Origin of the sequence: Pseudomonas hamedanensis, assembly GCF_014268595.2 — a bacterium.
Taxonomy (GTDB): Bacteria; Pseudomonadota; Gammaproteobacteria; order Pseudomonadales; family Pseudomonadaceae; genus Aquipseudomonas; species Aquipseudomonas hamedanensis.
In genome coordinates, this window is the sequence record NZ_CP077091.1 from 4,420,415 (window position 1) to 4,441,921 (window position 21,507).

At 60.3% G+C, this 21,507-nt stretch carries 20 protein-coding genes; 14 read left to right on the forward strand and 6 right to left on the reverse strand.

Annotated features, from left to right (window positions below; translation table 11 throughout):
* The first annotated feature begins 25 nt into the window (after positions 1 to 25).
* The 8 genes from HU739_RS27085 (at position 26) to HU739_RS19250 (ending at position 8,847) form a co-directional block, all read left to right on the forward strand.
* Positions 26 to 394, forward strand: a complete 369-nt coding sequence (locus tag HU739_RS27085; RefSeq protein ID WP_407681933.1) for a glutamine amidotransferase — start codon at positions 26 to 28, stop codon at positions 392 to 394.
* A 94-nt stretch (positions 395 to 488) separates the two neighbouring features.
* Complete coding sequence (locus tag HU739_RS19220; RefSeq protein ID WP_186551265.1) at positions 489 to 1,847, forward strand: glutamine synthetase family protein; 1,359 nt, start codon at positions 489 to 491, stop codon at positions 1,845 to 1,847.
* 56 nt (positions 1,848 to 1,903) lie between these two features.
* Positions 1,904 to 3,268: an aspartate aminotransferase family protein gene (locus tag HU739_RS19225; protein WP_186551264.1), complete on the forward strand. Its 1,365-nt coding sequence runs from the start codon at positions 1,904 to 1,906 to the stop codon at positions 3,266 to 3,268.
* A 171-nt stretch (positions 3,269 to 3,439) separates the two neighbouring features.
* Complete coding sequence (locus tag HU739_RS19230; protein ID WP_186551263.1) at positions 3,440 to 4,552, forward strand: polyamine ABC transporter substrate-binding protein; 1,113 nt, start codon at positions 3,440 to 3,442, stop codon at positions 4,550 to 4,552.
* Between the two features lie 187 nt (positions 4,553 to 4,739).
* A complete protein-coding gene (locus HU739_RS19235; RefSeq protein ID WP_186551262.1) occupies positions 4,740 to 5,837 on the forward strand; it encodes a polyamine ABC transporter substrate-binding protein in 1,098 nt (365 codons plus the stop codon).
* 63 nt (positions 5,838 to 5,900) lie between these two features.
* On the forward strand, positions 5,901 to 7,043 hold the full coding sequence (locus HU739_RS19240) for an ABC transporter ATP-binding protein (RefSeq protein ID WP_186551261.1): 1,143 nt from the start codon (positions 5,901 to 5,903) through the stop codon (positions 7,041 to 7,043).
* Between the two features lie 35 nt (positions 7,044 to 7,078).
* Positions 7,079 to 7,960, forward strand: coding sequence for an ABC transporter permease subunit (locus tag HU739_RS19245; RefSeq protein ID WP_186551270.1), 882 nt, complete (start codon positions 7,079 to 7,081; stop codon positions 7,958 to 7,960).
* The gene (locus HU739_RS19250; protein ID WP_122748323.1) at positions 7,957 to 8,847 is read left to right on the forward strand and encodes an ABC transporter permease subunit; all 891 of its coding nucleotides are present in this window, start codon (positions 7,957 to 7,959) and stop codon (positions 8,845 to 8,847) included. The genes HU739_RS19245 and HU739_RS19250 overlap by 4 nt, the downstream gene beginning before the upstream one ends.
* A gap of 176 nt (positions 8,848 to 9,023) precedes the next feature.
* On the opposite strand, the gene HU739_RS19255 is transcribed toward HU739_RS19250, so the two are convergent.
* Entirely contained in the window at positions 9,024 to 9,665 is a 642-nt protein-coding gene (locus HU739_RS19255; RefSeq protein WP_186551260.1) for an HD domain-containing protein, read from the reverse strand.
* A 312-nt stretch (positions 9,666 to 9,977) separates the two neighbouring features.
* Here HU739_RS19255 and HU739_RS19260 point away from each other — a divergent pair, with 312 nt between their 5' ends.
* The gene (locus tag HU739_RS19260) at positions 9,978 to 10,943 is read left to right on the forward strand and encodes a GlxA family transcriptional regulator (protein WP_186551259.1); all 966 of its coding nucleotides are present in this window, start codon (positions 9,978 to 9,980) and stop codon (positions 10,941 to 10,943) included.
* 132 nt (positions 10,944 to 11,075) lie between these two features.
* Here HU739_RS19260 and HU739_RS19265 read toward each other — a convergent pair whose 3' ends face one another.
* Complete coding sequence (locus HU739_RS19265) at positions 11,076 to 13,487, reverse strand: penicillin acylase family protein (protein WP_186551258.1); 2,412 nt, start codon at positions 13,485 to 13,487, stop codon at positions 11,076 to 11,078.
* A gap of 102 nt (positions 13,488 to 13,589) precedes the next feature.
* Complete coding sequence (locus HU739_RS19270) at positions 13,590 to 14,168, reverse strand: DUF6436 domain-containing protein (RefSeq protein ID WP_186551257.1); 579 nt, start codon at positions 14,166 to 14,168, stop codon at positions 13,590 to 13,592.
* A 98-nt stretch (positions 14,169 to 14,266) separates the two neighbouring features.
* On the opposite strand from HU739_RS19270, the gene HU739_RS19275 reads away from it, so the two are divergent.
* Positions 14,267 to 15,214 carry a phospholipase BipL gene (locus HU739_RS19275; protein ID WP_186551256.1) on the forward strand — a complete coding sequence of 316 codons (948 nt, stop codon included), beginning with the start codon at positions 14,267 to 14,269 and terminating at the stop codon, positions 15,212 to 15,214.
* A 104-nt stretch (positions 15,215 to 15,318) separates the two neighbouring features.
* Here HU739_RS19275 and HU739_RS19280 read toward each other — a convergent pair whose 3' ends face one another.
* A complete protein-coding gene (locus tag HU739_RS19280; protein ID WP_186551255.1) occupies positions 15,319 to 16,050 on the reverse strand; it encodes a DUF2059 domain-containing protein in 732 nt (243 codons plus the stop codon).
* A 108-nt stretch (positions 16,051 to 16,158) separates the two neighbouring features.
* On the opposite strand from HU739_RS19280, the gene HU739_RS19285 reads away from it, so the two are divergent.
* Positions 16,159 to 16,791 (forward strand): 2OG-Fe(II) oxygenase, encoded by a 633-nt coding sequence (locus tag HU739_RS19285; protein WP_186551254.1) that lies wholly within the window; start codon positions 16,159 to 16,161, stop codon positions 16,789 to 16,791.
* A 2-nt stretch (positions 16,792 to 16,793) separates the two neighbouring features.
* Entirely contained in the window at positions 16,794 to 17,279 is a 486-nt protein-coding gene (locus HU739_RS19290; RefSeq protein ID WP_186551253.1) for a DUF523 domain-containing protein, read from the forward strand.
* A 117-nt stretch (positions 17,280 to 17,396) separates the two neighbouring features.
* Here the strand turns inward: HU739_RS19290 and HU739_RS19295 are convergent, their stop codons facing one another.
* Complete coding sequence (locus tag HU739_RS19295) at positions 17,397 to 17,966, reverse strand: transporter substrate-binding domain-containing protein (protein ID WP_186551252.1); 570 nt, start codon at positions 17,964 to 17,966, stop codon at positions 17,397 to 17,399.
* Positions 17,967 to 18,101: 135 nt separating this feature from the next.
* Here HU739_RS19295 and HU739_RS19300 point away from each other — a divergent pair, with 135 nt between their 5' ends.
* Entirely contained in the window at positions 18,102 to 18,527 is a 426-nt protein-coding gene (locus tag HU739_RS19300; RefSeq protein WP_093097349.1) for a DUF4399 domain-containing protein, read from the forward strand.
* A gap of 114 nt (positions 18,528 to 18,641) precedes the next feature.
* Here HU739_RS19300 and serA read toward each other — a convergent pair whose 3' ends face one another.
* The gene (gene serA / locus HU739_RS19305) at positions 18,642 to 19,871 is read right to left on the reverse strand and encodes a phosphoglycerate dehydrogenase (RefSeq protein ID WP_186551251.1); all 1,230 of its coding nucleotides are present in this window, start codon (positions 19,869 to 19,871) and stop codon (positions 18,642 to 18,644) included.
* A 204-nt stretch (positions 19,872 to 20,075) separates the two neighbouring features.
* On the opposite strand from serA, the gene HU739_RS19310 reads away from it, so the two are divergent.
* The gene (locus tag HU739_RS19310) at positions 20,076 to 21,470 is read left to right on the forward strand and encodes an FAD-binding oxidoreductase (protein ID WP_186551250.1); all 1,395 of its coding nucleotides are present in this window, start codon (positions 20,076 to 20,078) and stop codon (positions 21,468 to 21,470) included.
* Positions 21,471 to 21,507 lie beyond the last annotated feature (37 nt).

A 21,507-nucleotide genomic window follows, 5' to 3' on the forward strand; every position in this document is an offset into this window, starting at 1 on the left:
AACAGCAATAATACCGGGGTGCTTCATGTCTCGCCTGCCGTTAATCGGCATCACCGACTGCTCGCAACAGTCCGGTCTGCATGCTCATCACATCAGTGGCGATCAATCCGTCCGTAGCGCAGCCAGCAAGGCGCGCAACCTGTCGACGACATCGTCGTCAACAACCGGCAAAACGGCAGCGTCCGATATTCTGGACGTCGGGCATAGCATCCGCTTTATGGCGTCTCCTCTCACTATAGAACTCTTTCATGCTCAAAGCCCGTGCCGCGCGCAGCGCCGTGCTCGTGATTCTGCACGGGTGGCTGCACGTTTCGAAAGTGCACGGGAAATGCAACGCCAGCGTAAAGGGCAGGTAAGCTCCTCTTTCATTGTTTATGCGCGGTGCCAGGCGTAAGCCGGCACTGCGCGAGCAAGCCCCCTTTAACGCGACGCCCCAGGCGTCAAACTTTGCCTGACCTTGCGTCAGGAGACTCAGCCCAGAGGCATTTATGAGTAACAACCTCGACCAGCTCACCGATTGGTTGAAAGACCACAAGATCACAGAAGTCGAATGCATGATCGCCGACTTGACCGGCATCACCCGGGGCAAGATTTCGCCGACCAACAAGTTCATCGCCGAGAAAGGCATGCGTCTGCCCGAAAGCGTGCTGCTGCAGACCGTGACCGGCGACTACGTCGAAGACGACATCTATTACGAACTGCTCGACCCGGCCGACATCGACATGATCTGCCGTCCCGACCAGAACGCCGTGTACCTGGTGCCATGGGCCATCGAGCCAACCGCGCAAGTGATCCACGACACCTACGACAAGCAAGGCAACCCGATCGAGCTGTCGCCGCGCAACGTGCTCAAGAAAGTCTTGAAGCTGTATGCCGACAAGGGCTGGCAGCCGATCGTGGCGCCGGAGATGGAGTTCTACCTGACCAAGCGCAGCGACGACCCCGACTATCCGTTGCAGCCGCCGATTGGCCGCTCGGGCCGTCCGGAAATCGGTCGCCAGTCGTTCTCCATCGAAGCGGCGAACGAATTCGACCCGCTGTTCGAAGACGTCTACGACTGGTGCGAACTGCAGGAGCTGGACCTTGATACGCTGATCCACGAAGACGGCACGGCGCAGATGGAAATCAACTTCCGTCACGGCGATGCCCTGTCGCTGGCCGACCAGATTCTGGTGTTCAAGCGCACCATGCGCGAAGCCGCACTCAAGCACGACGTGGCCGCGACGTTCATGGCCAAGCCGATGACCGGCGAGCCGGGCAGCGCCATGCACCTGCACCAGAGCATCATCGACATTCAGACCGGCAAGAACGTCTTCTCTAACGAAGACGGGACCATGAGTCAGTTGTTCCTGCACCACATCGGTGGCCTGCAGAAACTGATCCCCGAGCTGTTGCCGCTGTTCGCGCCGAACGTCAACTCGTTCCGCCGCTTCCTGCCCGACACCTCGGCCCCGGTGAACGTCGAGTGGGGCGAAGAGAACCGTACCGTCGGCCTGCGCGTACCGGACGCCGGCCCGCAGAACCGCCGTGTGGAAAACCGCTTGCCGGGCGCCGACGCCAACCCTTATCTGGCGATCGCCGCGAGCCTGCTCTGCGGTTACATCGGCATGGTTGAAGGCCTTAATCCGAGCGCGCCGGTTGTCGGTCGTGGTTACGAGCGGCGCAACCTGCGTCTGCCGCTGACCATCGAAGATGCGCTGGAACGCATGGAAAACAGCAAGACTGTTGAGAAGTACCTCGGCAAGAATTTCATCACAGGCTACGTCGCGGTCAAGCGGGCCGAGCATGAAAACTTCAAGCGCGTGATCAGTTCCTGGGAGCGTGAGTACCTGCTCTTCGCCGTCTGATGCGCCGGGCGCGGCGGCCAGCCGTCGCGCCTTCACCGATAACAAGGAGAATTGGCATGACCAGCAACAACCCGCAAACCCGTGAGTGGCAAGCGCTGAGCAGCGATCACCACCTGGCCCCGTTCAGTGACTTCAAGCAACTGAAAGAGAAGGGCCCGCGGATCATCACCAACGCCAAGGGCGTTTACCTGTGGGACAGCGAAGGCAACAAGATCCTCGACGGCATGGCCGGCCTCTGGTGCGTGGCCATCGGTTACGGCCGCGATGAACTGGCCGATGCTGCCGCCAAACAGATGCGCGAGCTGCCGTACTACAACCTGTTCTTCCAGACTGCCCACCCGCCGGCGCTGGAGCTGGCCAAGTCGATCGCTGACGTCGCGCCAGAAGGCATGAACCACGTGTTCTTCACTGGCTCCGGTTCCGAAGGCAACGACACCATGCTGCGCATGGTTCGCCACTACTGGGCGATCAAAGGCCAGCCGAACAAGAAAGTCATCATCAGCCGCAAGAACGGTTATCACGGTTCGACCGTGGCCGGCGCCAGCCTGGGTGGCATGACCTACATGCACGAGCAGGGCGATTTGCCGATTCCGGGCATCGTCCACATTGCCCAACCGTACTGGTTCGCCGAAGGCGGCGACATGTCCCCGGAAGAGTTCGGCGTCTGGGCGGCCAATCAACTGGAAGAGAAGATTCTCGAAGTCGGCGTCGACAACGTCGGTGCCTTTATAGCCGAGCCGATCCAGGGTGCCGGTGGCGTGATCATTCCGCCCGACACTTACTGGCCGCGCATTAAGGAAATCCTCGCCAGGTACGACATCCTCTTCGTCGCTGATGAAGTGATCTGCGGTTTCGGCCGTACCGGTGAGTGGTTCGGTAGCGATTTCTACGACCTTAAGCCCGACATGATGACCATCGCCAAGGGCCTGACCTCCGGCTACATCCCGATGGGTGGCCTGATCGTGCGTGATTCGGTGGTGGCGGTGCTCAATGAGGGCGGCGACTTCAACCACGGTTTTACCTACTCCGGGCATCCGGTGGCAGCGGCGGTGGGTCTGGAAAACATCCGCATCCTGCGCGATGAGAAAATTATCGAGAACGCCCACAACGAAACGGCACCGTATTTGCAGAAACGTCTGCGCGAGCTGAACGATCACCCATTGGTGGGTGAAGTTCGCGGCGCCGGTCTGTTGGGGGCGATCGAGCTGGTGCAGGACAAGGCCACACGCAAGCGTTACGAAGGCAAGGGCGTCGGCATGATCTGCCGGCAGTTCTGCTTCGACAACGGCCTGATCATGCGCGCCGTGGGTGACACCATGATCATCGCGCCGCCGCTGGTCATCAGCAAAGCGGAGATCGATGAGCTGGTTACAAAGGCACGCAAGTGTCTGGACCTGACCCTCGGTGCGCTGCAGGCCTAGGTGCTAGGCTTTGAGCGGGGGAGCTGCGGCACACTCGCCCAAAGCTGTCAGAAAGGCCGTCTTTCCTTGAAAGAGCGCCTCGGATCTTGCCAGACTAGCCGCGGTTCCAGTTGTCCGGGTTCGGCCGCTGAACACAGTGGTTCAAAAAAGAAAAAATTTGGAGCATGACGCATGAAGGCATTAGGTAAAAAGCTAGCTGGCAAAACTCTGCTCGCGCTGTCCATGGCGGGCATGATGGCGGGTGCGGTTCAGGCGGACGACAAGGTATTGCACGTCTACAACTGGTCCGACTACATCGCGCCGGACACCGTGGCCAACTTCGAAAAAGCCACCGGGATCAAAGTCGTCTACGACGTCTTCGACAGTAACGAAACCCTGGAAGCCAAGCTGCTGGCCGGCAAGTCCGGTTACGACATCGTAGTGCCTTCCAACAACTTCCTCGCCAAGCAGATCAAGGCCGGCGTTTACCAGGAACTGGACAAGTCCAAACTGCCAAACTGGAAAAACCTCGACGAAGACCTGCTCAAAGCTGTTGGCGACGCCAGCGACCAGGGCAACAAACACGCCTTCCCGTACATGTGGGGCTCGATCGGCATTGGCTACAACCCGGCCAAGGTCAAGGCTGCATTGGGCATCGACAAGATCGATTCGTGGGACGTGGTGTTCAAGCCTGAAAACATCGAGAAACTCAAAAGCTGCGGCGTGAGCTTCCTCGATGCCCCGACCGAAATGATTCCGGCGGCATTGCACTATCTGGGCAAGCCGACCAACAGCAAGGACAAGGCTGACCTGAAAGCCGCCGAAGACCTGTTCCTCAAGATCCGTCCTTCGGTCGCCTACTTCCACTCGTCCAAGTACATCTCCGACCTGGCCAACGGCAACATCTGCGTCGCCGTCGGTTACTCGGGTGACCTGGAGCAATCCAAGACCCGCGCCCAGGAAGCCGGTGACAAGGTCAAACTGGCCTACACCATTCCAAAAGAAGGCGCCGGTACTTTCTACGACATGGTCGCCATTCCGAAGGATGCCGAAAACGTCGAAGCGGCCTACAAGTTCATGAACTACCTGCTCGAGCCGCAAGTGATGGCCGGCATCACCAATGCCGTGCGTTTCCCGAATGGCAACAAGGCCGCCACGCCTTTGGTGGATAAGGACATCACCAGCGACCCAAGCATCTATCCGTCGGCTGAAGTGAAGAAGCAGCTCTATGCGATCAGCGATCTGGACGCAGCCACTCTGCGCCTGATCACCCGCAGCTGGACCAAGATCAAATCGGGCAAATAAGCCGGTTTGATGCCACAACCACTGGCCGTCGTCGCCGCGACGGCGGCCAGCGGAATAATTAAATGACGGAAAGTTTTGCTGGATCGGTTTTTCGAGGGTAAGTTGCGCGCCGGTTTTGTTGTCGGGCAGCCATGGCTGTCATGCAGCGCGGGGCAACTTGGGCCCAACTAATTTAGAGGACCTCCACTTGCCTATTTTTTCTTCGTTGCGCAATGCCCTGCTGGCCGCTGCCGGCCTGACGTTCATGGTCGGTGCCCAGGCCGCCGGGACGGTGCATATTTATAACTGGTCCGATTACATCGGCGAATCGACCCTAGCCGACTTCGAAAAAGAGACCGGGATCAAACCGGTCTACGACGTCTTCGATTCCAATGAAACCCTGGAAGGCAAGCTGCTCGCCGGGCGCACCGGTTACGACGTGGTCGTGCCGTCAAACCATTTCCTTGGCAAGCAGATCAAGGCGGGCGCATTCCAGAAACTCGACAAGGCGCAGTTGCCTAATTATTCCAATCTCGACCCGGTGCTGCTCAAGCGCCTGCAACAGAACGATCCCGGCAACCTTTACGCCGTGCCGTATCTGTGGGGCACCAACGGCATCGGCTATAACGTCGACAAGGTCAAAGCCGTGCTCGGCATCGACAAGATCGATTCCTGGGCCGTGCTGTTCGAGCCGGAAAACATCAAGAAGCTGCACAGCTGCGGCGTCGCATTCCTTGATTCGGCGGATGAAATGATGCCGACCATGCTCAATTACCTGGGCCTGAACGCCAACAGCACCAACACCAAGGACTACGAAAAAGCCACCGCCAAGCTGCTCGCGGTGCGTCCTTATGTGACCTATTTCCACTCCTCGAAATACATCGGTGATCTGGCCAACGGCGACATCTGCGTGGCCATCGGTTTCTCCGGCGACATCTTCCAGGCGAAGAACCGTGCCGAGGAAGCCAAGAAGGGCGTCAACATCGCCTACTCGATTCCGAAAGAGGGCGGCGCGCTGTGGTTCGACATGCTGGCGATCCCCAAGGACTCGTCCAACGTCAAGGAAGCCCACGCGTTCATCAACTACTTGCTGAAACCTGAGGTGATCGCCCAGGTCAGTGATTACGTCGGTTACGCCAACCCCAACCCGGGTTCGGACTCGCTGATGGAGCAATCCATTCGCACCGATGAAGCGGTTTACCCACCGCAAGCAGTCCTCGACAAGACCTACGTGTCGACCGAGTTGCCAGCCAATATTCAGCGTTTGATGACCCGCAGCTGGACCAAGGTCAAGTCGGGCAAATAACGCACAAACTATCCAGGGTTCGTCTTGCGTGGCGAACCACTGCTTCTGTTGGGAGTTTCGTAAATGGCAGTTGCCTCCGGCGCCTACAAGAAAGCCCTCGAGGGCGACCAGACACCCAAACAGGTGCTGGTCAAAATCGACCGGGTCACCAAGAAGTTCGACGAGACGATTGCCGTGGACGACGTGTCCCTGGAAATCAAGAAGGGCGAGATCTTCGCCCTGCTCGGCGGTTCGGGTTCGGGTAAGTCGACCCTGCTGCGCATGCTCGCAGGCTTCGAACGGCCCACGGAGGGGCGCATCTTCCTCGACGGCGTCGATATCACCGACATGCCGCCGTACGAACGTCCGATCAACATGATGTTTCAGTCCTACGCCTTGTTCCCGCACATGACCGTGGCGCAGAACATCGCCTTCGGCTTGCAGCAGGACAAGATTCCCAAGGCCGAGATCGAGGCCCGCGTGGCCGAGATGCTCAAGCTGGTGCAGATGAGCCAGTACGCCAAGCGCAAGCCGCATCAATTGTCCGGCGGTCAACGTCAGCGGGTGGCGCTGGCGCGTTCCCTGGCGAAGCGGCCGAAGCTGCTGCTGCTCGACGAACCGATGGGCGCGCTGGACAAAAAACTGCGTTCGCAGATGCAACTGGAACTGGTGGAAATCATTGAGCGCGTCGGCGTGACCTGCGTGATGGTGACCCACGACCAGGAAGAGGCCATGACCATGGCCGAGCGCATAGCGATCATGCACCTGGGCTGGATCGCGCAGATCGGCAGCCCGATCGACATCTACGAAACCCCGACTAGCCGTCTGGTCTGCGAATTCATCGGTAACGTGAACATCTTCGAAGGCGAAGTGATCGACGACGCCGAAGGCCACGCGACCATCACCTGCAAGGACCTCGACCGGCAGATCTACGTCGGCCACGGCATCAGTACTTCGGTGCAGGACAAGTCGGTCACCTACGCGATTCGTCCGGAAAAACTGCTGGTGACCGCCGAGCAGCCGACTTGCGAATACAACTGGTCGAGCGGCAAGGTGCATGACATCGCCTACCTCGGCGGCCACTCGGTGTTCTACGTCGAATTGCCGAGCGGCAAACTGGTGCAGTCGTTTGTCGCCAACGCCGAACGCCGCGGCGCGCGTCCGACCTGGGGCGATCAGGTTTACGTGTGGTGGGAAGACGACAGCGGCGTGGTGCTTCGCTCATGAACATGCGCAAATTCAAGCGGCGTATCAACCGAATCATCCCCAATGGCCGGCAGATGGTCATCGGGGTGCCGTTCATCTGGCTGTTTCTGTTCTTCATGCTGCCGTTCTTCATCGTCCTGAAGATCAGCTTCGCCGAAGCCGATGTGGCGATCCCGCCGTACACCGAGATCTACACGTACGCCGAGCAAAAGCTGCAGCTGCTGCTGAACCTGGGCAACTACGCGTTGCTTGGCGATGACGAACTGTACATCGCCGCGTACCTCGGCTCGCTGAAAATGGCCTTTATCAGCACCGTGCTCTGTCTGCTGATTGGTTACCCGATGGCCTACGCCATCGCCAGCGCCCGCAAAGAGCTGCAAACGGTGCTGGTGCTGCTGATCATGATGCCGACCTGGACCGCGATCCTGATCCGCGTCTACGCGTGGATGGGCATTCTCAGCAACAACGGCCTGCTCAACGGTTTCCTGATGAGCATGGGCCTGATCGACGAACCGCTGCAGATTCTCAACACCAACCTCGCCGTGTATATCGGCGTGGTCTATTCGTACCTGCCGTTCATGATCCTGCCGCTGTACGCCAACCTGGTGAAGCACGACAACAGCTTGCTGGAAGCTGCTTCGGACCTGGGGTCGAGCACCTTCAACAGCTTCTGGAAAATCACCATTCCGCTGTCCAAGAACGGGATCATTGCCGGCTGCATGCTGGTGTTCATCCCGGTGGTCGGCGAATTCGTGATCCCGGAACTGCTCGGCGGTCCGGAAACCCTGATGATCGGTAAGGTGCTGTGGCAAGAGTTCTTCAATAACCGTGACTGGCCGGTGGCGTCCGCGCTGGCGGTGGTGATGCTGGCGATCCTGATTGTGCCGATCATTCTGTTCAACCGCAGTCAGGCCAAGGAAATGGAGGGTAAAGAATGAAGCGCTTCCGTTTCTCCAGCCTGATGCTGGTACTGGGTCTGATCTTCATCTATCTGCCGATGCTGATCCTGGTGATCTACTCGTTCAACGCCTCCAAACTGGTGACGGTGTGGGGCGGCTGGTCGATCAAGTGGTACGTCGGCCTGCTCGATAACTCGCAACTGATGGGCTCGGTGCTGCGCTCGCTGGAAATCGCCTGCTACACGGCGGTTGCCGCGGTGGCGCTGGGTACTCTGGCGGCATTCGTGCTGACGCGCATCACCCACTTCAAGGGCCGCACGCTGTTCGGCGGCCTGGTGACTGCGCCGCTGGTGATGCCGGAAGTGATTACCGGTCTGTCGCTGTTGCTGCTGTTCGTGGCCATGGCGCAAATGATCGGCTGGCCGCAGGAGCGCGGCATCGTCACCATCTGGATCGCCCACACCACATTCTGTGCGGCGTATGTCGCGGTGGTGGTGTCGGCGCGTTTGCGTGAGTTGGACCTGTCGATCGAAGAAGCGGCGATGGACCTGGGCGCGCGGCCATGGAAGGTGTTCTTCCTGATCACCATCCCGATGATCGCGCCGTCGCTGGCAGCGGGCGGGATGATGTCGTTTGCCCTGTCGCTGGATGACCTGGTGTTGGCGAGCTTCGTTTCCGGGCCGGGTTCGACGACTCTGCCGATGGAAGTGTTCTCGGCGGTGCGCCTCGGCGTGAAGCCGGAAATCAACGCCGTGGCCAGCCTGATTTTGCTGGCGGTGTCGCTGGTGACCTTCCTGGTGTGGTTCTTCAGCCGCCGCGCCGAAGAAGCACGCAAAAAAGCCATCCAGCAAGCCATCGAAGAGAGTGCGGCCGATTCGTGGAAGCAACCGGACGCCCGCCGCGCGCCTGCGCCGCAAACTGTGTAAGCCGGATGGGTTGACCTCATTCCCGAGGTCAACCCAAATTAAATGTGGGAGCGGGCTTTTGTGGTGAGGGGATTTATCCCCGATGGACTGCGCAGCAGGCCTGTTTTTTTTGGGGTCGCTTCGCAACCCAACGGGGATAAATCCCCTCGCCACAGGGCCCAGTTCCAAATCTGGTTTTAAGCAGTCCAGGGAGATTGGCGGATGACTTCCACAAAGTTCATCGGCCTGAACCCCGGCTCCTTATCTACCAGCACATCAGTCTTCACGTTGCCAAACGTGGTTTGCGGACGATGGCGCAAGCCGTCGGCAAACGCGCAGATAATGCATTCCTTGAAACCCTCGCCGCGTGGATGCGCATGCACCACGGCTTCGCGCTGCACGCTGCTGAACGCCGCATAGTCCATACCCAGCACATCCATCTCCACGCCAGCCGTCACCAGCGCCACGGTCGGGCGCAGATGCCTGGGCACGCCCGGCGTGGTGTGCAAGGCGATCGACAGCCACACTTGCTCGATGTCGTCATCGCTCAGCCCGTACGGCTTGAGAAAGGCTGCCGCGGCATTCGCGCCGTCCACTTCAAAACGCTCATCGTCGCTGCGATGGCCTTCGACCAGACCCAGGTCATGGAACATCGCGCCGACGTATAACAGCTCCGGGTTGTAGGCCAGTTGTTGGCGATCGCCGCTCAAGGCTCCGAACAGAAACACCCGGCGCGAGTGGTGATAGAGCAGGTCGGATTCGATGTCACGGATGTATTCGGTGGTAGCCCGGGCGAGGGCGCTGTCGGGGATTTTGATGCCGGCGATGGTGCTGGACATTTTGGTTTTCCTCAGCGAAAACGCCGTTGTGGCGTTGATGGGGAAAGTCTGTTCCTGGCGCGGCGAGCGAACAATCGAGGCATGGCTGCGATCCTTGCCATTGCACCTGCAAATCGTGCCAAGCTCGCTTGCCGGGTGGGATTTGGCTAGGGTTGGCTCGATCAACAAGCCAGACATGGCCCATGTGGGAGCGGGCTTGCTCGCGAAGGCGGTGTGCCATTCAACGGAGATGTTGCAGGTAATGGCCTCTTCGCGAGCAAGCCCGCTCCCACAGGGATTGTGTTTGCCACAAGCAATGAGGGCGTTTGAGCCATGAACAAATCCGTCGCCATCGTCGTATTCCCCGGCGTGCAATCGCTGGACGTCAGCGGCCCCATGGATGTGTTTGCCGAGGCCAATCGTTTCCTCGCAGCACAGGCTCACTATCGGTTGGAGGTGATCGGCCTGGAGCGTGGGCCGATGGCCTGCTCCAACGGCCTTACCCTCCACGCTCATCGCCATTTCAGCGAAGTGCTCGACGCCTATGACCTGCTGCTGGTCGCCGGTGGCCCGCAATTGCCGTTCATGGATTTCGGCGCGACCTTCGACGCCTGGCTGCGCGATGCCTGTGGCCGTGCCCGGCGCTTCGGCTCAATCTGCAACGGCGCGTTCATGCTGGCGCGTGCCGGTTTGCTGGAGCGGCGCACAGTCACCACCCATTGGAACGATGCCGAGGCCTTGGCGCGGCTATGTCCGACGACGCGGGTTGAAGCGGATCGTCTGTATGTCGAAGACGACACCCTCTACACCTCGGCGGGGGTCACGGCGGGCATCGATCTGTCTCTCTACCTGCTGGCGCGCGACCATGGCACCGAGGTCGCGCTGAATGTGGCGAAACGTCTGGTGGTGTTCACCCAGCGCTCGGGCGGGCAATCGCAGTTCAGCCCTTTCCTCACGCCACATGCCGAATCGACGTCGGCGGTGGCGATGGTGCAGCTGTACGTATTGGCCAATCTCACCGGGGATCTGACGATTGCCGATCTGGCCCGTGCGGCCAACATGAGTGCGCGGAATTTTTCCCGGGTGTTCACGCGAGAGGCCAAGGTAACGCCCGCGGAGTTTGTCGAACGGGCGCGCGTGGATGCGGCGCGGGTGATGCTCGAAAGCACAGCGGCACCGCTGAAAACCGTGGCGTACCAGTGCGGGTTTCGCGATGCGCAACATATGCGCAGCGTGTTCAACCGCAGATTAGGCGTGACGCCGCAACAGTTTCGGCTGAATTTTGCCGTAATGCTCTGAGACGAGTATTGACTGGAAGGGCCGCATCGCGAGCAGGCTCACTCCTACAATTAACCGCGTTTTTCCTGAAGGAATGCGATCAACTGTAGGAGTGAGCCTGCTCGCGAAGGGGCCGGTGCAGACGGCAGAACTCTATTGCCCAGCGCGCGCCGGTAACAGCCTCAACGTACTGCGCATATTCGCCAGCACCTCTTCTTCACTGAAATGCGCCTGCACATAAATCCCCTCGATATACGCTTCAGCCTGGTCGTCATAGTGCCGGTCAAACGGCACACCACTCTGGCCGACCGGGTTGATGGTCAAGCCATGCGCCGGGTCGGCAAAATCCACCAGCCGCCGTGTCGACGGCCCGTAAGTTACCGGCCATGGTGCCGGGCCGATTTTCGCCGAGAGGTTGTTGGGTACTTCATGACTGCCCGGCGCCGCGAACGGGCCGACATTGAACAGGCGATCCAGCGGCTTCTGCTGCCCCAGCGGATGGCCATGCGTCAGCGTGTGCGCCGCGCCCCATTGCCAGCCCGCCACATCGTCGCCAAGCGTCAGCTTGAGATGCGCCATGCTCGCCGCCCATGCCGTGCGCACGACGTCGGCGCGGCTCTCTTTGGCCGGCGTGCTGCGATTGTCCCACCACGCTGAATCGACATTTGCCGCCAGTCGCGGCAGTGCGGAATCGACCGCCCGCGTCGACAACAGCGTCTCGAAAAAGGCATTGCCCAACTCATCGCGCATGGCCGCATCGGCGAGGTCATAGAGGAACTGGTTGAACACCGTCGCCGTGACCGAGTCCAGCGGATAGTCGCCAGGCCACTGCGCCAGTTGCTCGACCAGCTTCAGTTGCGCCGGATCACTCACCACCTCACGCAACACCGGCAACAGCGGTTTCAACAGACGCGGCCCGTAAGCGGTCGCCGTGCCCAACTGCAACCTCTGATTGGCCTCGTTGCTCCACTTCACGCGGTTGTCGCTGAGCTGGAGATCGAGCTGCTGGCCGCGATCGGCGAGGTTGTAGTAACCGGGAATTTCCATCCCCGTCGGCGAGACGGGCTGGAAGTTGGCCGAAACGATATAGCCGCGCGCCGGATTTTCTTCCTGCGGATTGGCGCTGAACGGGTAGTAGCCGTCCTTGTCCGCCTCAGGCGTGCTGCCGTCAAGAATGAAACCCGGTTTTACCCCGGCCGGACGCTTGGGCAGCAAGGCCGAGGCCCACCAGGCGATGTCGCCCTTGGCGTTGGCGTAGACCAGATTCAGACCCGGCGCCTGCACCTTGGCCGCCGCAGTGCGTGCCTTGGCCAGGGTGTCGGCGCGGTTGAGCTGATAGAAGCCTTCAAGAATCGGGTTCGGCGTTTCGAGGAAGGCCCACCACATCGCAATCGGTGTTTTTCCGGCAGCGCTGCCGAGGGCATCGTTGACGATTGGCCCATGCGGCGACTGGCGCAAGGCGATGGTCACGGGCGCCTGGCCTTTCACATTGATCTGCTGCTCGGTGACGACCATGTCGGTCCACTGGCCGCGATACCAGATCTGATCGGGGTTGTCCGGGTTGACCTTCTCGGCGATCAGATCCAGGTCATCGTTCTGGAACATGGTCAGGCTCCAGCCGAAATCCAGGTTGTGTCCCAGAAACGCAAACGGCACCAGTGCCTGATGATGTCCGTACAGTTCGAAGCCCGGCGCCGACAACTGCGCCTCGTACCACACCGACGGCACCGAGAAACGAATGTGCGGATCGCCGGCCAACAGCGGCTTGCCACTCTGGCTACGGCTGCCGGCGATGACCCAGGCGTTGCTGCCTTCGAACTGCGGCAGGCCGTTGTCGATCAGTGCCTGCTCGCTGAGGCGGGCGAGGGTGTTGAGGTCTTGCCAGTCGCCAGCGGCGAGAGCTGGTTTGTGCCTGGCGTGATCGGGGGCCAGAACGCCTTTGGCTTGCCAGTCGAGATCGAAGACATTCAGGTAGTCGGCGCCGAGCTGATCGCGCACGTAGGTCAGCAGCGGCTCGGTGCGAAACGCGGCGGCAAAACTGTAGGCCATGTACCCCGCGACGCTGATGCTGTCCTCGGCAGTGAACGGCCGCTTGGCGATGCCCAGCACGTCGAACTCGATCGGCGCCGCGTGGGTGTCCTGATATTGGTTGATGCCATCCAGATACGCTTGCAGGCCCTTCCACGCCGGCGACTGCTTGTCGAGACCGGCGACGTAACTGGCCGCACGTTCACGGATGCGCAGGCTGCGGAACAGCTTATCGGTGTCGAGCAGTTTCGGTCCCAGCACTTCGGCCAGCTCACCCCGGGCGAGACGGCGCATGGCTTCCATCTGGAACAACCGGTCCTGAGCGTGCACATAACCGAGGGCGCGATACAGGTCGGTTTCGTTCTCGGCGCGAATATGCGGCACACCGCGCTCGTCGTAACGCACGGTCACCGAGCCTTGCAGGTTGCGCAGTTCGACCTGGCCCTGACGTGTCGGTTGTTTGCTGTAGACGTACCCGCCGGCGGCGCAGAGCAGGACAACGATCAGCAAGGCAACAACGATCAACGCACGCTTCATGGTGACTCCTAGTGCAGGCGAGTGGGCCGCCCGTCGGGCTGCAAACATTTAGCACAGAGCATCTGTGCGGTGCAGCGCTGTCCTTGAAAAGTCCGGAATGCCTTACTTCGTCTCAACCGGCCACGGGCAATAACACCCCACCGCCAAGGTATGCGTGGCATCGACCGGGCGATCTTCCGTCAGGGCATGCAGGATCGGTTCGATAAAGCTGTTGCTGGAGTTGCAGGTCAGGCCTTCGCTGTAGGGGCCGAAGTAGGCCAGTTTGCCGCTGCGGTCCCAAATCGCCACGGCGGGGCTGGCGGGGATCTGTTCGGAACCGGGCAGGACGATGATGCTTTTCAGGCTGGCGAGGGTGGCGGGCAACCGGCCGTGGCTGCCGGGCCTTTGCACGGCGAAAAACTCCACGCCGCGGGCGCCGAACTGCTCGACCATCTCGGTCAGGTGCTGCTGATTGCCGACATTGCACGGGCACGCCGGGTCCCAGAAGTGCACCAGACGAATATTGCCCGGCCCGGCGAGGTTGTCCGGCAGACGCAGCGGATCGCCGGAAAATACGGCGGTGTGTTCGCTGAACGCACGCAGATAACGCCCCTGAAACCAGTCATACGCCGCCCACAATACCCCGGCGCAGATCAGCGCGAGCAGGCTGGCGAACAGTGCGGTGCGGTAGGGCGAACGCATGGATTTGAGTCCTCGGAGGCGGGCTAGCTTGCCATGCTTGCCGCGACAGATGAATATCGCAGGCCGATAAAGTCTGTTTACCGCTTTGGAATGACCGCATGCCTGATACTTTCGACCCCGATCATTTACGCGCGAGCCTCAAGCCCTTGGCCGAGTGGCAGCCGTTATCGGACGAGGCCAAGGCTTATCAGCGCTTCTACAAAACCGACTTTGCCGAGCGCGATGTCTGGCGTGGCATGGGCCGTTTCGAGGTCGATGGCTACGAGCTGGTCAGCCATTGCTGGTGGCCGGAGAAGGTCAAGGGCACGCTGTTTCTGTTGCACGGTTACTACGATCACGTCGGGCTGTATCGGCATGTGATCGAGTGGGCGCTGGACCAGGATTTTGCCGTGATCGCCTGCGACTTGCCGGGGCATGGTCTGTCGAGCGGGCCACGGGCGAGCATTCGTGATTTCGCTGAATATCAGCACATGCTGCAAGCGCTGTTCGCCGAAGCCAATTCGATCGCGCTGCCACAGCCGTGGCATTTGTGCGGGCAGAGCACGGGTGGCGCGATTGTCGTCGATCACCTGCTCAACCATGGCGAGCACAGTCCGGCGCAGGGCCAGGTGATTTTGCTGGCGCCGCTGGTGCGGCCAAGAGCGTGGGGCTGGTCGCAGCTGAGCTATTACCTGCTGCGGCCTTTTGTCCGAGGCGTCGCGCGGCGCTTCAGCGAGAACTCCAACGATCCGGACTTCTTGCCATTTTTGCAGGCCGATCCGTTACAGCCCCGGCGCCTGCCGACGCAATGGGTAGGCGCTCTGTCACGCTGGATCATTCGCGTCGAGCACGCCAAAAAAAGCCCGCGACGGCCGCTGATCATTCAGGGGCAGGCGGACATGACCGTGGACTGGCAGCACAATCTGCAGGTATTGAAATGGAAGTTCGACCGGCCGCAGATTCTGCTGCTGGCTGAGGCGCGCCATCATCTGGCCAATGAGACGGCGGAGATGCGCGAGGAGTATTTCGAGTTCTTGAGCAAGCGGATCAGGGGCCGGAATCTCTAGCGTTAGCGATGGCCCCATCGCGAGCAGGCTCACTCCTACATTTGGAATGCGTACCCCTGTAGGAGTGAGCCTGCTCGCGATAGCGGTCTAAGAGGCGACGAGGGTCACTGCCCGACCGCCAGCCCCGCCCGAATCGCCGCCAGCGCCGCCTGATAGTAAGCCTTGCCCTCGGTCGATTCGGCAAACGTCGCAAACTCTTCCAGCTCTTCATCCGACAAGTCGCGATAGACATAGAGCAGGGTGTTGTTCAAATCGGCGCCAATCTGATCCATCAGGCGCTGACGCTGACCATTCAACATGCCCTGGGCCTGACCGCCACCGAGCAACCCCGGAATCATCGAACTCAAACTGTCCGCCGCGACGCCGGCAATCGCCAGGCTGACTTCGGCGCCAGCCTCGCGCGCGGGCAGCGCTTGGGCGAGGTGGCCGATAATCAGCAGACGTGTGTCGCTGGCCTGCATTTTCGGCAGGCCCTTGGCATTTTTTGCCAGTTGATCGCGGCGGGTCGCGAGCAGTTCGGCGGCGACGATTTTCTTGCCCAGTGGTGACTGAAAGAACGCCAGCGCCGGTTTCGGGTCGGCGAGTTTCTGCCGCAGTTGCGCTTCGGCACGTTGATCCATGGCCTGAGGCGCGAAGCGCTGATTGCTGTTGTTCACCAGCGCCTGAAACACCGCCGGCGGCAGGCTGTTCTGATAACGCTGCTGGGCGGCGCTCAGGGCGTCGTTGAAATGCGCGCGTTGTTCTGGCCAGCCGGCGACCTTGTAGAGCTGATCGTGGCCGTCCGCCCAGGCAGGCAAAACGCAGAACATCAACAGTGAAAAAAGCAAACGGCGCATAGGGACTCCTGTCAGCAGCCGACTATTCTCCGTGCGGTGCCGGTACTTGTCGAGAATTCGTATCAAGGCGCCGCGCGGCTCTGTCGGATTTGTTGCCGCCGGCATACTATGCGCGCCATGCCGATATCCTCTGAACACCCGCTGCTGTTACGCATTGTCGACGACCTGGCCGAACACGGCTGGTCGCAGCAGAACATTTTCCTGCCTGCCGGTTTGACCGGCGAGCTGGCGGCCGAGTGCCGTCAACGTGAAGCCGAGGGTGAACTGGCGCCGGCGGCGGTCGGCCGCGGCCCGTTTTCAGAGATCCGCGAGGGCATTCGTGGCGACCACATTCAGTGGATCGACCCGGGCCAGGCCGAGGCCACTGACCGTTATCTGAGCCTGATGGACAGCCTGCGCGAAGCGCTCAATCGCGGCCTGTTCCTGGGCCTTGAAGACTTCGAATGCCATTTCGCCCTGTACCCGCCCGGCGCGTTTTATCGCAAGCACGTCGACCGCTTCCGCGATGACGACCGGCGCATGGTCTCGGCGGTGATTTACCTCAACGAGGCGTGGCTGCCGGAGGATGGCGGTCAGTTGCGCATGTACCTCAAGGACGGACGCGTGCACGACGTGCAGCCGACCGGCGGCTGTCTGGTGGTGTTTCTTTCCGGCGAAGTGCCCCACGAAGTGCTGCCGGCCAACCGCGAGCGGCTGTCGCTGACCGGATGGTTCCGTCGCCGTGGCAACGAGCCGTTCTGAGCATGGACAAGATTCTGGTCAGTCGTTGCCTGTTGGGCCATCGCGTGCGTTATGACGGTGGCGCCAGTGGGCCGTTCGATCTGCTTGAACAATGGATTGCCGAAGGACGCGTAGTGCCGCTGTGTCCTGAGGTGGCCGGTGGTTTGCCGACCCCGAGGGCGGCGGCGGAGATTCCCGGCGGGCAGGGCGCAGAGGTGCTTGATGGCGTGGCCGCAGTGATCACCACCGATGGCGAGGATGTCAGTGCGCAGTTTCTCGACGGTGCACGGCAAGCACTAGAGTTGGTGCAAAAGCACGGTATTCGCGTGGCGGTGCTCAAGGCCAACAGTCCCTCTTGCGGGAATTTGCTGACTTACGATGGCACATTCAGCGGAGTGAAAGTCTCCGGCGAAGGCGTAACGGCGGCGCTGCTCAAGCGTCATGGCGTGCAGGTCTTCAGTGAGCTTGAGCTGCCGCAAGCGGCGCAGGCCCTGGCAGCCCTCATCTAAAGGATCGCTGAAATCCCGTGTAGGAGTGAGCCTGCTCGCGATAGCGGTTTGTCAGTTAACCATTCTTCGACTGACACACCGCTATCGCGAGCAGGCTCACTCCTACAGGTTTTGTGTTCACTTGGGTGCGGTGAGCCACTTCTCGGTCAGCGCATCGAGCCGCCCATCGGCCTTGATCCGCTGCATCGCACTCTCAAGGCTGGCCTGAAACGCCGGGTTGCCCTTCTGAAACGGAATCGCCAGTTCCACCGACTGCGGCGCTTTCGGCTTTTCTTCGGTCAACGCCTGCACCAGCACCATCGGCCGGGGTGTCTCGTCTTTCTTCGCCAGTAGCTGCCCGTCGACCTCGCCGTACGGTGTGCTGACGTCGAAACGTTCCTTGAGTTCGGGTGTCAGTGCTATGTGATTGAGCGCGACGTCGTACTTGCCACTTTCAACGCCCTGGAGCAGATCGGCCTCGTCGGTGACGATGAAGTCGGCGCGCACATCCAGCTCACGGGCCAGGAGTTGCCCAAGCTCGACCTCGAACCCCGTGAGTGTGTCGCCTTCCTTGTAATTGAACGGCGGTGTATTAGCTTCAAGGGCTATGCGCAACTCGCCACGGTCGTTGACGTCATCAATCAGTTCGGCGTGAGCCAAGGGGCTCAGAAGGGGAAGCAGGCAGATCAGGCCAGGCAGAAAACGCATGGTCACTCCTTTGAAATCATTATCGCGACGCTCTGATTCAGGCTCGCTTTGCTATGGTTGTCGAGTGCCTTCGACAACGAATGGTCATGAAGTTGTCATGACCGTGCGGATTTTACGGAAAAACTGGAGAAGAAAATGAAAAGCTTTATGTCACGTGCAGCGTTGGCCGGTGTGCTGATGGGTGTTTCGGTGCTGGCCAGTGCGGCAACGCCGGCGCCCAAGGATGCTGAAGTGTTCATCGTTTCTCCCGAGGACGGGGCCACCGTCTCGCAGGAATTCAAGGTCAAGTTCGGCGTCAAGAACATCGCGCTGGCCCCGGCGGGTGACGTCACCAAAAACACCGGCCACCATCACCTGCTGATCGACGTCGACGACCTGCCGGCCGAAGGCGCGCCGATCCCGACTGACGCCCACCACATGCATTTCGGCAAGGCGCAGACCGAAGCCACGATCAAACTGGCCCCGGGCAAGCACACCTTGCAGCTGATTCTCGGCGACAGCGGCCACATGCCGTTCGACCCGTCGATCGTTTCGGAAAAAATCACCGTAAACGTGAAATAAAAAAAGGGAGCCCTTCGGGGCTCCCTTCTTTTATTCAGCTTCAAGTTGCCAGCTACAAGCGGCAAGTAAAGGCAAACGCGCTTTTCACTTGCCGCTTGCAGCTTGCAGCTGCTGTTAGAACAGTACGCGACTACGGATAGTACCGTTGACGTGTTGCAGCTTCTCTTGCGCCAGCTCCGAGTATTCGGCGTCGACGTCGATCACCACGTAGCCAACCTTCTCGTTGGTCTGCAGGAACTGACCGGAGATGTTGATGCCGTTTTCGGCGAAGACCTTGTTGATCTCGCTCATCACACCCGGGATGTTCTCGTGGATGTGCAGCAGGCGGTGCTTGCCAGGGTGAGCCGGCAGGGCCACTTCCGGGAAGTTCACCGACGAGACGGAGGTACCGTTGTCGCTGTACTTGACCAGTTTTTCCGCCACTTCCAGACCGATGTTGGCTTGCGCTTCGGCGGTCGAGCCACCGATGTGCGGGGTCAGGATCACGTTGTCGAGGCCACGCAGCGGGCTTTCGAACTCTTCGTCGTTGGAGCGTGGCTCCACCGGGAACACGTCGATGGCCGCGCCGATCAGGTGCTTGTCCTTGATCGCGTCCGCCAGGGCGTCCAGCTCGACCACGGTGCCGCGTGCGGCGTTGATCAGGATGCCGCCCTTCTTGATGGCGCGGATTTCCTTCTCACCGATCATCCACTGGGTCGCTGCGGTTTCCGGTACGTGCAGGGTGACGATATCGGACATGCCCAGCAGCTCGTGCAGGTTGTTGACCTGCGTGGCGTTGCCCAGCGGCAGCTTGGTCACGGTGTCGTAGAAGAACACCTGCATGCCCAGGCCTTCAGCCAGAACCGACAGCTGCGTGCCGATCGAGCCGTAGCCGACGATGCCCAGCTTCTTGCCACGGATCTCGAAGGAGTTGGCTGCGGATTTGATCCAGCCGCCACGGTGGCAGGACGCGTTTTTCTCAGGGATGCCGCGCAACAGCAGGATCGCTTCGGCCAGCACCAGCTCGGCCACGGAGCGGGTGTTGGAGTACGGCGCGTTGAACACGGCGATACCGCGCTCGCGGGCCGCACCGAGGTCAACCTGGTTGGTGCCGATGCAGAAACAGCCGACCGCGACCAGCTTCTTCGCGTGATCGAAGATCTCTTCGGTCAGTTGCGTGCGCGAGCGAATGCCGATGAAGTGAGCGTCCGCGATCTTTTCCTTGAGCTGGGCGTCCGGCAGAGAACTGGTGTGGTACTCGATGCTGGTGTAGCCCGCCGCCTTGAGGACGTCGACAGCCGATTGGTGGACGCCTTCGAGAAGAAGGAACTTGATCTTGCTCTTATCGAGAGAAGTCTTGCTCATCTGCGTAAACCTGTATCCCGGAGAAAAATGGCAGGAGATAGCCAGCAGACGCTGACCTGGACGACAAGAATGCCGTCACCGCGGATCAGGCCTTGGGCACTGTCCTGCGGGGTCGGTATGCTAGCATAGCCACCCCGCTAAACACTCATTCCTGCGACGTGAAGCGTTCTCAGGATGACCATGAATTGTTCGAGAGTTCTGTCGATGACCAATCCTGCGCTGATTGATGAACTGAAGTCCCTGGTCGAAGCTGGCAAGGTCTTGACTGACGCCGACTCCCTGAACGCATACGGCAAGGATTGGACCAGGCATTTTGCTCCGGCGCCGAGCGCCATTGTGTTTCCCAAGACCATCGAACAAGTCCAGGCCGTGGTCCGCTGGGCCAACGCGCGCAAGGTCGCGCTGGTGCCGTCGGGCGGACGCACCGGGCTGTCTGCCGCTGCGGTGGCGGCCAACGGCGAAGTGGTTGTCTCGTTCGATTACATGAACCAGATCCTCGACGTGAACCTCACCGACCGCACCGCCGTGTGCCAGCCGGGCGTAGTCACTGAACATCTGCAGAATGTCGCCGAAGAAAATGGCTTGTACTACCCGGTCGACTTCGCGTCGGCGGGTTCCAGTCAGATTGGCGGCAACATCGGCACCAATGCCGGCGGAATCAAGGTGATTCGCTACGGCATGACCCGTAACTGGGTGGCCGGCATGAAAGTCGTCACTGGCAAGGGCGACGTGCTCGAACTGAACAAGGACCTGATCAAGAACGCCACCGGTTACGACCTGCGCCAGTTGTTCATCGGCGCCGAAGGCACCTTGGGTTTCGTCGTCGAAGCGACCATGCGCCTGGACCGCGCGCCGAAAAACCTCACCGCCATGGTCCTCGGCACCGCCGATTTCGATTCGATCATGCCGGTGCTGCACGCCTTTCAGGGCAAGCTTGATCTGACTGCGTTCGAATTTTTCTCCGACAAGGCCCTGGCCAAAGTGCTCGGCCGTGGCGACGTACCGGCACCGTTCGGCACCGAGTGCCCGTTCTACGCCCTGCTGGAATTTGAAGCGACCACTGAAGAAGTGGCCAACAGCGCGCTGGAAACCTTCGAACATTGCGTCGAACAGGGCTGGGTGCTGGACGGCGTGATGAGCCAGAGCGAAACCCAGTTGCAGAACCTGTGGAAACTGCGCGAATACATCTCCGAGACCATTTCGCACTGGACCCCCTACAAGAACGACATCTCGGTCACGGTCTCGAAAGTGCCAGCCTTCCTGCGGGAAATCGATGCGATTGTCGGCGAGCACTACCCGGACTTCGAAATCGTCTGGTTCGGCCACATCGGCGATGGCAACCTGCACCTGAACATTCTCAAGCCGGAAAACCTCAGTAAGGACGAGTTCTTCGCCAAGTGCGCGACCGTCAACAAGTGGGTGTTCGAAACCGTTGAGAAGTACAACGGTTCGATTTCCGCCGAGCATGGCGTCGGCATGACCAAGCGCGATTACTTGACCTACAGCCGCTCGCCGGTCGAAATCGAATACATGAAAGCGGTCAAGGCAGTGTTCGACCCGAACGGCATCATGAACCCGGGCAAGATCTTTGCGGTTTGATCGGTAATCTCTGTTGAATCAATGAAGGCAGGAGTCG

What these genes read in the sequence shown, in the direction of transcription:
- HU739_RS27085 (WP_407681933.1), top strand. Translation starts at nt 26, where the DNA reads ATGTCTCGCCTGCCGTTAATCGGCATCACCGACTGCTCGCAACAGTCC.
- HU739_RS19220 (WP_186551265.1), top strand. Translation starts at nt 489, where the DNA reads ATGAGTAACAACCTCGACCAGCTCACCGATTGGTTGAAAGACCACAAG.
- HU739_RS19225 (WP_186551264.1), top strand. Translation starts at nt 1,904, where the DNA reads ATGACCAGCAACAACCCGCAAACCCGTGAGTGGCAAGCGCTGAGCAGC.
- HU739_RS19230 (WP_186551263.1), top strand. Translation starts at nt 3,440, where the DNA reads ATGAAGGCATTAGGTAAAAAGCTAGCTGGCAAAACTCTGCTCGCGCTG.
- HU739_RS19240 (WP_186551261.1), top strand. Translation starts at nt 5,901, where the DNA reads ATGGCAGTTGCCTCCGGCGCCTACAAGAAAGCCCTCGAGGGCGACCAG.
- HU739_RS19250 (WP_122748323.1), top strand. Translation starts at nt 7,957, where the DNA reads ATGAAGCGCTTCCGTTTCTCCAGCCTGATGCTGGTACTGGGTCTGATC.
- HU739_RS19255 (WP_186551260.1), bottom strand. Translation starts at nt 9,665, where the DNA reads ATGTCCAGCACCATCGCCGGCATCAAAATCCCCGACAGCGCCCTCGCC.
- HU739_RS19260 (WP_186551259.1), top strand. Translation starts at nt 9,978, where the DNA reads ATGAACAAATCCGTCGCCATCGTCGTATTCCCCGGCGTGCAATCGCTG.
- HU739_RS19265 (WP_186551258.1), bottom strand. Translation starts at nt 13,487, where the DNA reads ATGAAGCGTGCGTTGATCGTTGTTGCCTTGCTGATCGTTGTCCTGCTC.
- HU739_RS19270 (WP_186551257.1), bottom strand. Translation starts at nt 14,168, where the DNA reads ATGCGTTCGCCCTACCGCACCGCACTGTTCGCCAGCCTGCTCGCGCTG.
- HU739_RS19275 (WP_186551256.1), top strand. Translation starts at nt 14,267, where the DNA reads ATGCCTGATACTTTCGACCCCGATCATTTACGCGCGAGCCTCAAGCCC.
- HU739_RS19280 (WP_186551255.1), bottom strand. Translation starts at nt 16,050, where the DNA reads ATGCGCCGTTTGCTTTTTTCACTGTTGATGTTCTGCGTTTTGCCTGCC.
- HU739_RS19285 (WP_186551254.1), top strand. Translation starts at nt 16,159, where the DNA reads ATGCGCGCCATGCCGATATCCTCTGAACACCCGCTGCTGTTACGCATT.
- HU739_RS19290 (WP_186551253.1), top strand. Translation starts at nt 16,794, where the DNA reads ATGGACAAGATTCTGGTCAGTCGTTGCCTGTTGGGCCATCGCGTGCGT.
- HU739_RS19295 (WP_186551252.1), bottom strand. Translation starts at nt 17,966, where the DNA reads ATGCGTTTTCTGCCTGGCCTGATCTGCCTGCTTCCCCTTCTGAGCCCC.
- HU739_RS19300 (WP_093097349.1), top strand. Translation starts at nt 18,102, where the DNA reads ATGAAAAGCTTTATGTCACGTGCAGCGTTGGCCGGTGTGCTGATGGGT.
- serA (WP_186551251.1), bottom strand. Translation starts at nt 19,871, where the DNA reads ATGAGCAAGACTTCTCTCGATAAGAGCAAGATCAAGTTCCTTCTTCTC.
- HU739_RS19310 (WP_186551250.1), top strand. Translation starts at nt 20,076, where the DNA reads ATGACCAATCCTGCGCTGATTGATGAACTGAAGTCCCTGGTCGAAGCT.